Genomic DNA, 14,299 nt, shown 5'->3' on the forward strand with positions numbered 1-14,299 from the left:
TCATATCAGGTGATGGTTGCCAAAAACCGTGTCATTATAAGGGTGCTGCATTGCCGCAGCAAGGCGCAAGCCGAAAGGGGGGCGGCCAGCCGGGACTGGTAAGCCGGGCCCGCCGCTGCCCCGTCTCGCGGCTTTCCGCCTATTGTTGCGCCAGCCATTCGGTGATGGGGCGGCGCAGGTTCGGTCTTCCCGAATCCAGCCCTTCGTCGATGATCTTGCGCAATTCGGTGATCGAGACCCGCCGGATCAGGTGCTTGACCGGCCCGATCGAGGCCGGGCGCATCGACAGGCGTCCGATGCCAAGGGCCGCAAAGGTCAGCGCCTCGACCGGGCGTCCCGCATCCTCTCCGCAGAAGGACAAGGGCACGCGCGCTTCCTCGCAGCGCGCGATGATCTGGCGCAGCATCAGCAGGAAGGACGAACTGAGCGTGTCATAGCGCCGCCGCACCCGTTCATTTTCCCGGTCGGCGGCAAAGAAGAACTGCTTGAGGTCGTTGCCCCCGATCGAGATGAAGTCGCACATCTCGAAGAACTTGCGGGGCGCGAAGGCCAGCGACGGCGTTTCCAGCATCGCGCCCACGCGGATGTCGGTGGGCATCGGATGGCCCAGACGCTGTTCGCGCGACAGTTCCTGCATCAGGATCTTGTAGGCGGCCTCGTATTCGCCGATGTCGGCGATGAAGGGGAACATGACGTGCAGCGGCCGGCCCACGGATGCGCGGATCAGCGCCTGCAACTGCATCCGCAAGACGCCGCGCTTGTCCAGGCCCACTCGGATCGCACGCCAGCCCATCGCCGGGTTCGGTTCGTCCTGCGGCTTCATGTAGGGCAGGACCTTGTCGGATCCGATGTCCAGCGTGCGGAACATCACCGGCTTGCCCTGGGCATTGTCCATGACGCGGCGGTAAAGCTCGGCCAGTTCGCCCCTGCGGGGGACGTGGTTGCGGATCAGGAACTGCAACTCGGTGCGGAACAGGCCCACGCCCTCGGCCCCTGATCCCGCCAGCGACGGCAGGTCGGCCATCAGGCCGGCATTCATGTAAAGCTGGACCGTCGTCCCGCAGGTGCCGGTCGCGGGCAACCCGCGCAGGCTGGCATAGCGGTTCTGCGCCTCGGCCTGCATGGCGATCTTGTCCAGGAAGGCCTTGTGGACGCTTTCCTCGGGGCGCAGGTGAACGATGCCCTGGTCGCCGTCGACCAGGATCGTGTCGCCGTTCAGCGCCTCGGTCGTGATGCGGGGCGCGTGGATCACCAGCGGGATCGCCAGGGCGCGCGCCACGATGGCCGCATGGCTGCCCACGGACCCGTCCTCCAGCACGACGCCCTTCAGGCGGCGGCCGTATTCCAGCAGTTCCGCCGGGCCGATGTTGCGGGCGACCAGGATCGGGTTGTCGGGCATTTCGGCCCCGGTATCGGCCCCCTGCCCCGTCAGGATGCGCAAAAGCCGGTTCGACAGGTCGTCCAGATCGTGCAGCCGTTCGCGCAGATAGGGATCGGCAGCCATTTCCAGCCGGGCGCGGGCAGCGGACTGTTCCTTTTCCACCGCGGCCTCGGCGGACAGGCCAAGCTGGATATCCTCCTCCATCCGCTTCAGCCAGCTGCGCGAATGGGCGAACATGCGATAGGTTTCCAGAACGGCGGCGTGTTCGCCCTCGCCGCCCATGTCGGCGGCGGCGACCATCTTGTCCACGGTGCTGCGCAGCATCGCCACGCCTTCGTGCAGCCGCGCGCTTTCGCGGTCGGGATCGTCGCCCACGGGGTTCGTTACGACGACGCGCGCCTCGTGCAGCCAGACCCGGCCTTCGGCGGCGCCTTCCTGGCCGGTGGATCCGCGGATCATCAGCGGGAAGCGGTGCTTGGGCGGCATCGAATCCGACTGGCTGCCCTGGAAGGCGCCCAATTCCGTCATCTCGGCCAGGACCATGGCCACGACTTCCAGGCCATAGATCTCGTCTTCGGAAAACAGCCGCGCTTCGCGGCACTGGACGACCAGCACGCCCAGGCGTTCGCCCACCCGCTGGATCGGAACGCCCAGGAAGCTGGGGAACACTTCCTCGCCCGTTTCCGGCATGAAGCGGAAGCCGGGTTCCGACGGTGCGTCGGCCGTGTTCACATGCCGGCCCGTGCGGGCCACGCGGCCAACCAAGCCTTCGCCCAGCCGCAACCGGGTGCGGTGGACGGATTCTGGCCGCAGCCCTTCGGTCGCGCACAGTTCCAGCGTGTTGGGATCGCGGAACAGGTAGATCGAGCAGACCTGCGTTCCCATCGAATCGGCGATGTGATGGGTGATCTGGTCAAGCCGGTCCTGGCCGCCGCCGGGGGCAGCCAGGATGTCCTTCAACCGTTGCAACAGCTTGCGTGAATCGCTGTCCTTGCGGTCTTGCATTGCCTTCTTGCCCTGCCTTGCTTCTTGCCCGCAGATGCCGTCAGGCACGCTGTCAACCGGGTATCAGGCCGCTTCAAGGCCAAAGGCATCATGCAGCGCCTGCACGGCCAGTTCCATATATTTGCGGTCGATCAGCACCGAAATCTTGATCTCGCTGGTTGAGATCACCTTGATGTTGACGTTTTCATCGGCAAGCGCCTTGAACATCTTGGCGGCGACGCCCGTATGGCTGCGCATCCCGATGCCCACGACCGAGACCTTCGCGACCTCGGTGTCCACGACCAGTTCGTCATAGGCGATATGGCCCGAGGCCTTGGCCTCCTCCATCGCGCGCTTGGCCCGCTCGACCTGGTTGATGGGGACCGAAAAGGTCATGTCGGTCACCGAACCCGGATGATCCTCGTAGTCCTTTTCCGAGATGTTCTGGACGATCATGTCCACGTTCACGCCGGCTTCGGCCAGGGGCGCGAAGATGGCGGCGGAAATGCCGGGCCGGTCCTCGACCGTGACCAGGGTGATCTTGGCCTCGTCCCGCGAGGAGGCGACGCCGTTGACGACTTTCGATTCCATGATTTCTTCCTCATCGCAGATCAGGGTGCCCGAATTCTCGTCCGTGTCCTCGAACGAGGATAGCACGCGCAGCCGCACCTTGTAGCGCATGGCCAATTCGACGGACCGGGTCTGCAGGACCTTGGCGCCCAGGGATGCCAGTTCCAGCATCTCCTCGAAGGCGATCTTGTCCAGCTTGCGGGCCTTGGACGTGATGCGCGGGTCGGTCGTGTAGACGCCGTCCACATCGGTATAGATGTCGCAGCGTTCGGCCGCGAAGGCTGCCGCAAATGCCACGGCGGTCGTGTCCGACCCGCCCCGGCCCAGCGTGGTGATGCGCCCGTCGGGCCCAAGCCCCTGGAAGCCTGCGACCACGGCGACCTTGAAGCCTTCGGCGAATTTCTGGTCGATATTGGCGCGCGGAATGTCCACGAAGCGCGCAGCCGAATGGGCGGCGGTGGTGTTGATCGGCACCTGCCAGCCCTGCCAGGACCGCGCGGGCACGCCCATTTCCTGCAGGGTCAGCGCCATCAGGCCGGCCGTCACGTTCTCGCCCGAGCTGACGACCGCGTCATATTCGCGCGCGTCGAACAAGGGCGAGGTCTGTTCGACCCAGCCCACCAGTTCGTTTGTCTTGCCCGACATGGCGCTGACGATGACGATCACGTCATAGCCGCGCTCGACCTCGCGCTGCACCTTCGCGGCGGCGTTCTTGATGCGGTCCAGGTCCGCAACGGAAGTGCCGCCGAATTTCATCACCAGAAGCGGCATCGCGGGCCTCCAGCCAGGGGTTTCTGCTGGCCGCGGCTTTTATGGGCGGGGGGGCGAAACCGCAAGGGCGGAAAGGGGATGGCCGCGCTTGCTGATGTGAAAAAGCGCGCCCCGCAGCCGGCGTCAGTTCGTCTTCTGGCGCGGGATAAAGGGCAAGGGCGCCACCGGGACGCCATCCTCGATCAGCTTGCGGGCCTCCTCGGGCTTGGCCTCGCCGTGGATCGCGCGACCGGGGACGCGGCCCTCGTGCATGGCGCGGGCCTCGTCCGCGAATTTCAGGCCGACATAGTCGCTGTTCGCCTCGACCTGCTGGCGCAGGGCGTGCAGGGCGGCCTCGACAGGGTTCATGGCGGGTTCCGCCTTTTTCGCGGCAGGAACGGCCGGGGCCATCAGGGATTTCTCGACCTGCGAGGATCCGCATTGCGTGCAGGCGACGTGACCAGCCGCCCGCGTCGTCTCGAACGCGTCCGAGGAACGGAACCAGCCGTCGAAGTCATGGCCTTTCTCGCAGCGCAAAGCATAGCGGATCATCAGTTCAATCCTGTTTCCTTCCCTGCCTATATCGGGTCAGCGGGGCTTGCCTGCAAGTTCCCGCAGATGCGCGATCAGGGCTGCCGGATCGCCCGCGCGATCGTCCAGCACGGCGCGCGCCGCCCAGCCCATCTGCCGCGCCCGGTCGGGATGGCCTGCAAGCGCGATAACCTGCTGGACAAGGCTGCCTGCATCGACGGGCTGGGCAGCCCCCGCGCCGTCCAGTGCCCCATAGGCGTCGCGGAAGTTCGACAGATGCGGACCATGCAGGATCGCGCAGGCATGGGCCGCAGGTTCCCAGGGCGTATGGCCGCCCCTGTCCGTCAAAGAGCCGCCGACAAAGCAGAGGCCGGCCGAGGCATACCAGCGGTCCATCTCGCCCAGGGTATCGGCCAGCAGCACGTCGCCACCGCTGTCGCCGGCCGAGCGCCGTTGATGTGCGATCCCGCGCTGTGCCAGAAGGGCGGACACCTGGTCCCCACGCTGCGGATGGCGGATGGCCAGGATCAGCCGCAGGTCGGGATGGTGCCGACGCGCCGCCGTCCAGGCGTCGAGGATCAGCGCCTCCTCTCCCTCGTGGGTCGAGGCCGCAAGCAGCGTGCGGTCGCGATGGGGGTCGGGCCGGGGCGGCCGGATGCGGGCGGGGGTCAGCAGCTTCAGGTCAAGCCGGGGCAGGATGGCAGCAGGCGGCAGGCCAAGCGCCAGCAGCCGCGCCTCGCTGTCCGGGTCTTGCGCCGAAAGGCCCGCAAGCCGGCCGAGCATCGGCGCGATGATCCCCGGCAGCCGCGCCCAGCGGGCAGCCGACCGCTGCGACAAACGCGCGCCGATCATGGCCTGGGGAATGCCGCGACCGGCCAGAGCCTGCGACCGCAGCGGCCAGAACTCGGATTCGACGGTGACCTGCAATCTGGGTTGCGCTTGCGCCAGAAACCGCCTCAGCACCCCAGGCATGTCCATGGGGGCCAGGCGCGCCGCCGTTCCCCAGCCTGCCGCCATGTCCCGCCCGGTCAGGCTGTTTGCCGTCACCAGCACGCGATGCGACTGCGCCAGAGCCTCGATCACCGGGCGCGCCGATGTCAGCTCGCCCACCGAGGCCCCGTGGATCCAGATATCGGCGCGCGGCACGTCCATCAGCGTCAGCCGTTCGCGCAGCGTTTCCGGCCGCCCGACGCTGGCGCGGAGACGAAGCCCTTGTTCAAGAATGGCGGCAGCGGCGCGATAGATCATGAAGGTCCAAGCCATGCCAAGACCGTACGTCCCTCGTCAAGATGCTGTGGTCGGGCAGGAGGGGGTGCGAGGAACCATCCGAAAAAGATGACGTTGGTTTTTCAACAACACAATTTCAGGAGGTTCGGATGAAAGGATTAGTCGCCTGGTGGTTGGGTGTTCCCGTCGTCGTCATCGTGATTCTGTATGTTATCGGAGTATTTTGAATCCGGTTGAAATGGCAAAGGGGCAGCAGGATTGGCCCTTCTGCCATTTTCACCTGCAATGGCGGGAACATTTTGATGAGCCCATTTTTGCAAATCTTACCATTTAGTTAGGAGGATAAATAGTCGATTGAATAATATCGCGTACGTCAACCTGTAGTAGAATACATTTTGTTTTCAAGTAAATGGCTAAATTGGGCATAAACCTGTCAAATTAGACAAGTCGACGCAAACCCACGGGAAGATTAAATTTTATTCAGCAGATTGCTGAATGTGTTTTCCTGGTGGAAGGATTTGCCCCATGTATTCCATGGCCTCTGTTTTTGCGCCTGCAATTCTTGCCGCGGGTTCCTTTGTCGCTTTTCCTGCGGCCGCGGCAACGGTGACGGTTCTTGACTCCAATCAGCCCTCGGGAACGGCGATCGATCTTGCGGTGGCTGATTTCGAACGCATCGGAAATTGCGGCGGGGGCGGGTCCGTCGTGGGGGACGGTTGCGCGGTCGTCGCCAAGGCAAATCCCAAGGCCGCCCATGCCTTTGGCCGCTTTGATCCCTTGGGACATTATTGGATCGACAGCCAGGACATCAATGAACTGAAATGGACAGTAAGGGCGCCGCAGGCTTTCACATCGCTCAGCTTTGCCCTGACGGATGCCCATGACCAGCCAAACAGTTTCTTCACGATGTCCTATATGGACAACGGAACCTGGACGCCGATCTGGAACATTGCCACGCGCAAGAACAACGGCAATCTGTATTGGCTGTCGGTCGATTTCGGTAAGGCGGTGAACGAGGCGGTGTTCCTGTTCTCGACCAAGGTCGGGGCGGGATATGACGGCTATGGCATTTCGACGGCCCAGGTCAATTCGCCCGCGCCGGTGCCCGTCCCCCCTGCAGCCTTGCTGCTGGGCAGCGGGGCGTTGGTGATGGCGGGCCTTGGCCGCCGCCGCAGGAAAGGGCGCGGCTGAAGCAACGTCGGGCACGCAGCGGCCGGTCAGTGGAAATCGCGCGACTTCGGGATCACCTCGGCGTCGCGGGGGTGGGACTGGCGGCTGGCGGGGATCGGGCGATTCACCTCGTCCGCGCGGGACATGGGCGGGATCACCCTTTCGCCCATCAGGCGCCACAGGACATCGCTGCGGTCGGTCAGGGTGGCGGCAACGACATGGATGACGCCTTCGCCCCGCTGGATGTGCCCGTGCACGTCGATGACCCGCGCCGTCATGATCACCTTGCGGAAGGCGTCGAACACCTTCGGCCATATCACCAGGTTCGCGGTTCCCGTCTCGTCTTCCAGCGTGATGAAGCAGACGCCCCTCGCGCTGCCGGGACGCTGCCGGATCAGCACCAGCCCTGCCAGCCGGACCTGCTGTCCCTGCCTTGTGCGGGCAAGCGCCGCCGCCGGGACATAGCCCTGCGCGGTCATTGACCGGCGCATGAAGCGCAGCGGATGCGCCTTCAGCGACAGGCGCAGCGTCTGGTAATCGGCGGCGACCTGTTCGCAGACGGGCATCGGGGGCAAGGCTATGGCGGGTTCCTGCCCCTCGTCCTCGGCCTGGCGGAACAAGGGCAGGTCGGGCGCATCGCGCAGGGCCTTGGCGTCCCACAGCGCACCGCGTCGGTCCAGCCCGGCCGAGCGGAACGCATCCGCAGCAGCCAGCCGCCGGATCGCCCCGGCATCCAGCCGGGCCCGGCCCTGCAGGTCCGCCAGCCCGGTGAAGGGCGCGTCGCGGACGGCGATCAGCCGTGCCGCGGCCGCCTGCCCCATCCCCTCGACCTGGCGCAGGCCCAGCCGCAGGGCGGGACCGTTGCCCGCAGGCTCCAGCGTATTGTCCCAGTCCGAGAAGTTGACATCCACCGCCCGCAGCTCGACCCCGTGTTCGCGGGCGTCGCGGACGATCTGCGCGGGGGCATAGAAGCCCATCGGCTGGCTGTTCAGCAGCGCCGCCGCAAAGGCCGCCGGGTAATAGTGCTTCAGCCAGGCCGAGACATAGACCAGATGCGCGAAGGCCGCCGCATGGCTTTCGGGAAAGCCGTATTCGCCGAAGCCCTTGATCTGGTCGAAGCAGCGGCGGGCGAAGGCGGGATCATAGCCGCGCCGGGTCATGCCCTCGACCATGTCGGATTGCAGCGCCTCGATGGTGCCGCGCGACCGGAAGGTGGCCATCGCCTTGCGCAATTCGTTGGCCTTCTTCGAATCGAACTCGGCCGCGACCATGGCGATCTTCATGGCCTGTTCCTGGAAGATCGGCACGCCCAGGGTGCGGCCCAGGATCTCCTCAAGCTCGGTCTGGGGATGGGCGGGGCCTGGGCGCGGATATTCGGTTGGCTCCTGCCCGTTGCGGCGGCGCAGATAAGGGTGGACCATGTCGCCCTGGATGGGACCGGGGCGGACGATCGCCACCTCGATCACCAGGTCATAGAAGCGGCGCGGCTTGAGGCGCGGAAGCATGTTCATCTGCGCCCGGCTTTCGACCTGGAAGACGCCGATGCTGTCGCCCCGGCACAGCATGTCGAAGACGGGGGCGGCGTCCGGCGCGTCGGGGTTCAGATCCGCCAGCGTCAGCCGCCGCCCGTGATGCGCGGCGACCAGGTCGAAGCACTTCCGGATGCAGGTCAGCATCCCCAGCGCCAGCACATCCATCTTGAGGATGCCCAGTTCGTCGATGTCGTCCTTGTCCCATTCGATGAAGCTGCGGTCCGGCATGGCGCCGTTGCCGATGGGCACGGTCTCGGTCAGCAGGCCTTCGGTCAGGATGAAGCCGCCGACATGCTGGGACAGGTGGCGGGGCATTCCGATCATCTGCTGGGCCAGCGTCAAGGTGCGGCGCAGGCGCAGGTCCGTCATGTCCACGCCCGCCTCGCCCGCCTCGGCCTCGCCCATGCTGGTGCCCCAGGCGCCCCAGACGGTCGCGGCCAGGGCGCCGGTGATATCTTCGGACAGGCCCATGGCGCGGCCGACTTCCCGGATGGCGGATCGCGGGCGGTAATGGATCACGGTGGCGCACAGCGCGGCGCGGTCGCGGCCGTATTTTTCGTAGATGTGCTGGATCACCTCCTCGCGGCGTTCATGTTCAAAATCGACGTCGATATCAGGAGGCTCGTCGCGGTCCTCGCTGATGAAACGTTCGAACAGCAGGTCGAAATGCGCGGGATCGACGGGCGTGATGCCCAGGACAAAGCAGACCGCCGAATTCGCGGCCGAGCCCCGCCCCTGGCAGAGGATGCCTTGCGATCGGGCGAAGTCGACGACCTCGTGGATGGTCAGGAAATAGGGGGCGATGTTCTTCTTGGCGATCAGCGCCAGTTCGCGTCGCAGCGCCGCCTGGACCTTGTCCGGCACACCATCCGGATAGCGCGCGGCGGCACCCGCCCAGGTCAGTTCCGCCAGATAGTCCTGCGGATCGCGACCGGCGGGCGCGGTTTCCCGCGGATATTCATAGGCCAGTTCCCGCAGGGAAAAGGTCAGCCGGTCCGCCAGGTCGCGCGCGGCGCGGATGGCATGGGGCCAGCGGGCGAACAGGCGGACCATCTCGGCCGGGGATTTCAGGTGACGCTCGGCATTGGCATGCAGCAGGAAGCCCGCCCGGTCGATGGTGATGCCGTGGCGGATGCAGGTCATCACGTCCTGCAACGGGCGGCGGTCGGGGGCGTGGTAGTGCACGTCGTTCGTGGCCAGGATCGACAGCCCGCAATCCTTCGCCGCCCGGTCCAGCCGGTTGATCCGCGCCACGTCGTTCCCGCGATAAAGATAGGCTGCCGCCACATGGCCCAGTCCCGGCAGTCGCGCGGCCAGACCGGGCAGCACCGACAGATCCCTGCCGGGCAACCAGATCAGGGCCAGCCCCTGTGCGTGATCGGCCAGATCGTCCAGCGTCAGGTCGCAGATGCCCTTGGCCTGCCAGGCCCCGTCCAGATCCCGCATCCGCCCCTTGGAGATCAGCGTGGACAGCCGGCCATAGGCCGCGCGGTCGCGCGGATAGGCCAGAAAGCCCGTCCCGCAGGTCAGCACGATCCGCGCGCCGATGATCGGGCGCAGGGCCGCGCGTCGCGCCTCGGCATGAAGGCGCACGACGCCCGCCAGGCTGTTCAGGTCGGCGATGCCGATGGCGTCATAACCCAGAGCATGCGCCGTCTGCACAAGTTCGGTCGCGTCCGACGCGCCCCGCAGGAAGGAAAAGGCCGAAGTCACCCCCAGTTCCACGAAAGGCGCGCGCGGGTTGGGGGCAAAGTCGCCCTTCAGCCTGCGGCGGGGCGCCTGGTGGTCGTTCTGCGGCATCAGGCAAAGACCCCGTGCACGAACCAGCGGGGCATCCCGCCCCGGCCGTCGCCCGCCAGGCCTTCCCGATACAGCCACAGACGGCGGCCGGTGGCGTCCTCGATCCGGAAATAGTCGCGTAGCCGTGTGCCGGGACTGTCCCGCCACCATTCGGGGGCAATGCGCTCGGGACCGGCATGGCGGGTCACCGCGATCCGCTGGCGCCGCCAGACGAACAATGCGGGCGGGCCTTCCGGAACGGCGTAAAGAACGCGCACCTCCTCGGGCGGGTCGAACAGGCGGAGGGGCCGGTCGGGACGCGGCGCGGGGGGCGGATCGTCGCGCAAGGCATCGGCCCGCGTCTGCGACCGTTCGGGAAGGTGGCTTTCGAAGGGCAGCGGGCGGGAAACCGCGTCGGCGCCAAAGCGCGACACCAGCCGGTCGATCAGCCGCGACAGGTGCAGCGCAGTGTCGGCATTGCCGTCCAGCCCGACCTGGGCGGTGGCCAGAGGCTCGGTCGCCTCGGCCGCCAGGCGGATCAGGTCGAAGCCAAAGCCTGGATCCAGCCCGTCCAGCCGCCCCTGGAACAACCGCAGCAGATGGTCGGCCTCGCGGCTGGGGGCGGCGGTGGCGACGCGGACGTCGCGCCTGCGGCCATCGACGCGAAAGACCGACAAGCAAAGCCGCCGGCAGCCCCGGTCCTGGCGGGCCATCTGCGCGACCAGATCCTGCACAAGACCCGGCAGCCAGTTGGTAGGATCCATCACCGGCTCGGCCAACCGTGCCTGCGCCACGAAATCCGGAGGCGGCTCGGGGGCGCCGATTGGTTCGGCCAGGCGGCCCATCGCCTGGTCCAGCCGGGTCAGCGGATTGTCCCAAGCGGGCGCCCGGCCAAAGCGGCGCATCAGCGGCAGTCGCGGGATCGCTGCCAGATCCCCGACCCGCCGCAGCCCCAGGCGGCGCAGCAGCAGCAGCGTTTCCTCCGACAGCCGAAGGGCCGCGATGGGCAGCGGGTAAAGATCGGCCGGATCATGGCTGACGGCACGCGCCGGACCAAAGCGTGCCAAGCCCCAGGCCGCACCCCATGTGGGGGCAAGCGCCACCCGCGCCGTTACCCCTGCCCCGGCGAAACGCGCCTCGATGTCGGACAGCAGTGCGGCTTCTCCGCCGAACAGATGCGCGGTGCCCGTGGTGTCGACGACCAGCCCGTCCGCACCATCCGTAGCAGAATGGGGCCCCCAGCGGCGTGCCCAGAACATCAGCCGCGTCAGGGCCGCCGCATCGCCGCGCGGACTGGCCGGGACCGCCTGAAGCGCGGGGCACAGGGCGCGCATGTCTACCACCCGCGCGCCACGGCGCACGCCCGCCGACCGGGCAGCCTCGTTCAGGTCATGCACCACCGGGCCATGATGGCCTTCGGCGGACAGCACCACCGGAACGTCATCCGGAACTGTCCCCTCCATCCGCCGCCGCCGGTTCCGCCACCGCTCGATCGGCAGCGAGGGCAGAAAAACAAAGGCGATGCGCCGTCCCGTCTTCCCCGCATTCATGGCGCACCAGCCATTCGCCAGGGGGCGACAGGCGCGACCGGAACAACTCGACCCGCCAAAGCGGATCGCCCGGCGCCGCGGGATCGTCCTGGCCTGCATCCGACGGAAAGGCAGTCACCCGCCACCGCATCCGCGCCGCCGAGGCATTGGCCGAACCTGCCCTGCGCAGCAGCCAGCACGGCCTGCCCGCGGCCTCGGCCCGCATGGCAAGGCGGCGCGTCGCGGTAAAATCCAGTGCCGCCGGGTCGCCCCAGATTTCGCCCACCACGGCCGAGATGGCGGGACAGGCCAGCGCATCCTCCATCGCCGTCAGCACGTCGGCGGGGCGCGACAGGTCGGCGCGCAGCAGCCAGCGCCCAAGCCCTGGCAGGAAGGGCACCCCCGCCTCGCGCCGCGTCAGCCTGTCCTGGGCCCAAAGCACCGGCCCTTCGGGCAGGGCCGCCATCAGAAACCCCGTGCCCGCCCCGTCCAGGGACGAGGCGCAACTGATCTCGGCCAGGGTGGCGGCGCGCAGGTCCGGCACCTGCCGTATAGGCGCCAGAGGCCGCAGGACATGAACGGACATACATGACATCAACAATAATGTTTCTGTTTTGTTCTAGTTCCTTCGGAACGCCGCCGTCAACGCCGGTGGCCGGGTCAGACCAAAAATGCTGGGGATAACAAAAGGGGAAGAAGGCGCGCCGGGCCGGCGGAGCAGCCCAAGAGGACGCGGCCCTGATCCCGCGACCGCCAGGAAAAGCTGGTGCCCGAGATAGCAAAACACCGCCTCGGCAAGCCTGCCGGACGGTGTGGAAAATCCCTGGATGGGAAAGTGGCGGACCCGGAGCGATTCGAACGCCCGACCCCCAGATTCGTAGTCTGGTGCTCTATCCAGCTGAGCTACGGGTCCGTCGTAGGGCGGTCATGTAGACGGGTGTTCGGGGGGATGCAAGGGGGCGAAAGGGAAAAAACGCCCGGGCCCGAATTTTATCAACCGGCTGCCATCTGGCGGGTGGGCAGGATCGCCATGTCGCGCGGGATATGGATCATGAACTCGCTGCCCTCGGCATCGCTGCGAACCAGTTCCAGCCGGCCGCCATGCCCGCGCACCAGGTCGGCGGCGATGGTCAGGCCAAGGCCGGTGCCGCCCTTGCGCGCGCTGCCGGCGAAGGGCTTGAACAGGTATTCGCGCGCCTTTTCCGGCAGGCCGGGGCCGGTATCGCCCACGCGGATCCACCAGTCGCCGTCGGTTTCGCCGGCGCCGATCTCGACCGTGCCGGGCTGGCCGGTGCCTTCGATCGCCTGGCGGGCATTTCGGGCAAGGTTGGCCAGCACGCGGTAAAGCTGGTCGCGGTCGGCGCGAATCGTCAGGCTGGGGGGAATGTCGCACAGGAACTCGACCCTGAGCCCGCCGTGGCTTGCCAGGGTCTCCGCCTCGACGACCTCGGCCGTCAGTTGCGCAAGATTGAAGCGGGACAGCGTGGGGGCGGGTTCCTCGGCCTTGCCGAAGGCCAGCGTCGTCTCGCACAGGTTCACGGCGCGGCTGATCGAGTTCACCAGCTTGGGCGCGGCGCGCTTGACCTTGGGGTCGCCGCTGTCTTCCAGCCGGTCCGCGAAGATCTGCGCCGTGGTCAGGATGTTGCGCAGGTCGTGGCTGATCTTGGCGACCGCCTGTCCCAGTTGCGCCATCCGTTCCTTCTGCTTCAGGGACGAGGTAACGGTCTTCTGCATCGCCTCCAGCGCGGTTTCAGCATCGCGCAACTCGGCAAGGCGGGCGTCGGGGGTGATGATGTGGCGCGGATCCTCGGGCGCCTCGGCATAGGATACCATGTGGCTGATCACCCGGCGGATCGGAACCAGCATCAACCTTTGCACCGCCAGGTTCAGAAGGATCGCCGTCAGGATCGAGAAGGCCGCCGAAAGCAGCAGCAGCCGGAAGCCGTATTCCAGCATTCCCGCGCGCAGGGGCGCCGTCTCCATCGTGATCTCGATCAGTTGGCCCGCCTGGTTCACCGGGGCGCCGATGACCCGGATCACCTCGTTCTCGCGGTTGATCAGCGCGCCCAAGGCATCGTCGATGGTCTGGAGGACGCCTTCCTCGCGCAGGTCATAGGTCATCACAACCGGGCCGGGCAGCGGGGATTGCAGCACAAGCTGGCGGATATCGTCGCGGCGCAGGACCACGTTGAACACGCCGGCGTTCTGCAGAAGCTCGCTTTCCAGATCGTCGGCCAGCGATTCGTCGGTCGCCAGCAGCGCAAGGCTGGCGATCTGCGCGCGCTCCAGCCGCGACTCGAGGTAATCAAGCCGGAAGCTGGCCAAGGCAGGAAGCAGGATCAGCAGTTCGGCCAGCATGACGAAGATGATCGTCAATGCGGCGAATCGGCCAGAGATCGTGTTCAGTTTCATGTAATCTTGATCATCAGCGCAGCAGATGCGCGTGTTTCAGCCCGACCGGCCCCGCTTTGCACATCAAACGAATGTGATATCCTAGCGGTTCCGCCACTGGAACAAAACAGGATGCGCGATTGTCCGCCTTTGTGGTTGACGGACCAGCGGCCTTCCTCTATCCAGCGGGCTTCGAACAACCGGCGCGTTCGCGTGTGGGGTGAAGCATTGCTTCCTTGCCCCTGCCGCCCGCCATCCGCAAGACAAGATCCCGGAGAACGACCATGAAGCGCACTTATCAACCCTCGAACCTCGTTCGTGCGCGCCGTCACGGCTTTCGCGCGCGCATGGCCACCAGCGGCGGCCGTCGCGTCCTGAACGCGCGCCGCGCCAAGGGCCGCAAGCGCCTGTCGGCCTGATCCTTTGCGGCGGGCTTGCCCCGCCAGACCAAGGGT

10 protein-coding genes and 1 tRNA gene are annotated in these 14,299 nt (G+C 66.6%); 2 read left to right on the plus strand and 9 right to left on the minus strand.

All coding sequences use genetic code 11. From position 1 onward, the window contains the following. Window positions 1-139: 139 nt before the first annotated feature. The 4 genes from ptsP to IE224_RS13510 form a co-directional block, all read right to left on the minus strand. Window positions 140-2,386, minus strand: a complete 2,247-nt coding sequence (ptsP, locus tag IE224_RS13495; RefSeq protein ID WP_167622691.1) for a phosphoenolpyruvate--protein phosphotransferase — start codon at window positions 2,384-2,386, stop codon at window positions 140-142. Window positions 2,387-2,449: 63 nt separating this feature from the next. After that, window positions 2,450-3,706, minus strand: a complete 1,257-nt coding sequence (locus IE224_RS13500; RefSeq protein WP_167622692.1) for an aspartate kinase — start codon at window positions 3,704-3,706, stop codon at window positions 2,450-2,452. A gap of 123 nt (window positions 3,707-3,829) precedes the next feature. Then, window positions 3,830-4,237, minus strand: coding sequence for a DUF1178 family protein (locus IE224_RS13505; protein WP_167622693.1), 408 nt, complete (start codon window positions 4,235-4,237; stop codon window positions 3,830-3,832). 36 nt (window positions 4,238-4,273) lie between these two features. Continuing rightward, a complete protein-coding gene (locus tag IE224_RS13510) occupies window positions 4,274-5,479 on the minus strand; it encodes a 3-deoxy-D-manno-octulosonic acid transferase (protein WP_229849383.1) in 1,206 nt (401 codons plus the stop codon). A 489-nt stretch (window positions 5,480-5,968) separates the two neighbouring features. On the opposite strand from IE224_RS13510, the gene IE224_RS13515 reads away from it, so the two are divergent. Continuing rightward, window positions 5,969-6,634 carry a hypothetical protein gene (locus tag IE224_RS13515; RefSeq protein ID WP_191311082.1) on the plus strand — a complete coding sequence of 222 codons (666 nt, stop codon included), beginning with the start codon at window positions 5,969-5,971 and terminating at the stop codon, window positions 6,632-6,634. Window positions 6,635-6,660: 26 nt separating this feature from the next. Here IE224_RS13515 and IE224_RS13520 read toward each other — a convergent pair whose 3' ends face one another. From IE224_RS13520 to IE224_RS13540, 5 genes are all read right to left on the minus strand, one after another. Next, complete coding sequence (locus IE224_RS13520) at window positions 6,661-9,945, minus strand: error-prone DNA polymerase (RefSeq protein WP_191311083.1); 3,285 nt, start codon at window positions 9,943-9,945, stop codon at window positions 6,661-6,663. After that, window positions 9,945-11,387, minus strand: coding sequence for a Y-family DNA polymerase (locus IE224_RS13525; protein ID WP_191311084.1), 1,443 nt, complete (start codon window positions 11,385-11,387; stop codon window positions 9,945-9,947). The genes IE224_RS13520 and IE224_RS13525 overlap by 1 nt, the downstream gene beginning before the upstream one ends. Further along, window positions 11,365-12,039 (minus strand): ImuA family protein, encoded by a 675-nt coding sequence (locus IE224_RS13530; RefSeq protein WP_229849384.1) that lies wholly within the window; start codon window positions 12,037-12,039, stop codon window positions 11,365-11,367. The genes IE224_RS13525 and IE224_RS13530 overlap by 23 nt, the downstream gene beginning before the upstream one ends. Window positions 12,040-12,289: 250 nt before the next feature. Continuing rightward, a tRNA-Arg gene (locus IE224_RS13535) sits at window positions 12,290-12,366 on the minus strand. Window positions 12,367-12,446: 80 nt separating this feature from the next. Further along, entirely contained in the window at window positions 12,447-13,865 is a 1,419-nt protein-coding gene (locus IE224_RS13540) for a sensor histidine kinase (protein WP_167622698.1), read from the minus strand. 263 nt (window positions 13,866-14,128) lie between these two features. Between IE224_RS13540 and rpmH the strand changes: the two genes are divergently transcribed. Beyond that, window positions 14,129-14,263 (plus strand): 50S ribosomal protein L34, encoded by a 135-nt coding sequence (gene rpmH, locus IE224_RS13545; protein WP_103172990.1) that lies wholly within the window; start codon window positions 14,129-14,131, stop codon window positions 14,261-14,263. The last annotated feature ends 36 nt before the right edge of the window (window positions 14,264-14,299 follow it).

This window comes from Paracoccus aerius (genome assembly GCF_014656455.1).
In the GTDB taxonomy this organism is placed as follows: Bacteria; Pseudomonadota; Alphaproteobacteria; order Rhodobacterales; family Rhodobacteraceae; genus Paracoccus; species Paracoccus aerius.

Excerpts from the sequence above, each read along its gene's own strand:
- ptsP (WP_167622691.1), bottom strand. The coding sequence starts at position 2,386 with ATGCAAGACCGCAAGGACAGCGATTCACGCAAGCTGTTGCAACGGTTG.
- IE224_RS13500 (WP_167622692.1), bottom strand. The coding sequence starts at position 3,706 with ATGCCGCTTCTGGTGATGAAATTCGGCGGCACTTCCGTTGCGGACCTG.
- IE224_RS13505 (WP_167622693.1), bottom strand. The coding sequence starts at position 4,237 with ATGATCCGCTATGCTTTGCGCTGCGAGAAAGGCCATGACTTCGACGGC.
- IE224_RS13510 (WP_229849383.1), bottom strand. The coding sequence starts at position 5,479 with ATGGCTTGGACCTTCATGATCTATCGCGCCGCTGCCGCCATTCTTGAA.
- IE224_RS13515 (WP_191311082.1), top strand. The coding sequence starts at position 5,969 with ATGTATTCCATGGCCTCTGTTTTTGCGCCTGCAATTCTTGCCGCGGGT.
- IE224_RS13520 (WP_191311083.1), bottom strand. The coding sequence starts at position 9,945 with ATGCCGCAGAACGACCACCAGGCGCCCCGCCGCAGGCTGAAGGGCGAC.
- IE224_RS13525 (WP_191311084.1), bottom strand. The coding sequence starts at position 11,387 with ATGGAGGGGACAGTTCCGGATGACGTTCCGGTGGTGCTGTCCGCCGAA.
- IE224_RS13530 (WP_229849384.1), bottom strand. The coding sequence starts at position 12,039 with ATGTCCGTTCATGTCCTGCGGCCTCTGGCGCCTATACGGCAGGTGCCG.
- IE224_RS13540 (WP_167622698.1), bottom strand. The coding sequence starts at position 13,865 with ATGAAACTGAACACGATCTCTGGCCGATTCGCCGCATTGACGATCATC.
- rpmH (WP_103172990.1), top strand. The coding sequence starts at position 14,129 with ATGAAGCGCACTTATCAACCCTCGAACCTCGTTCGTGCGCGCCGTCAC.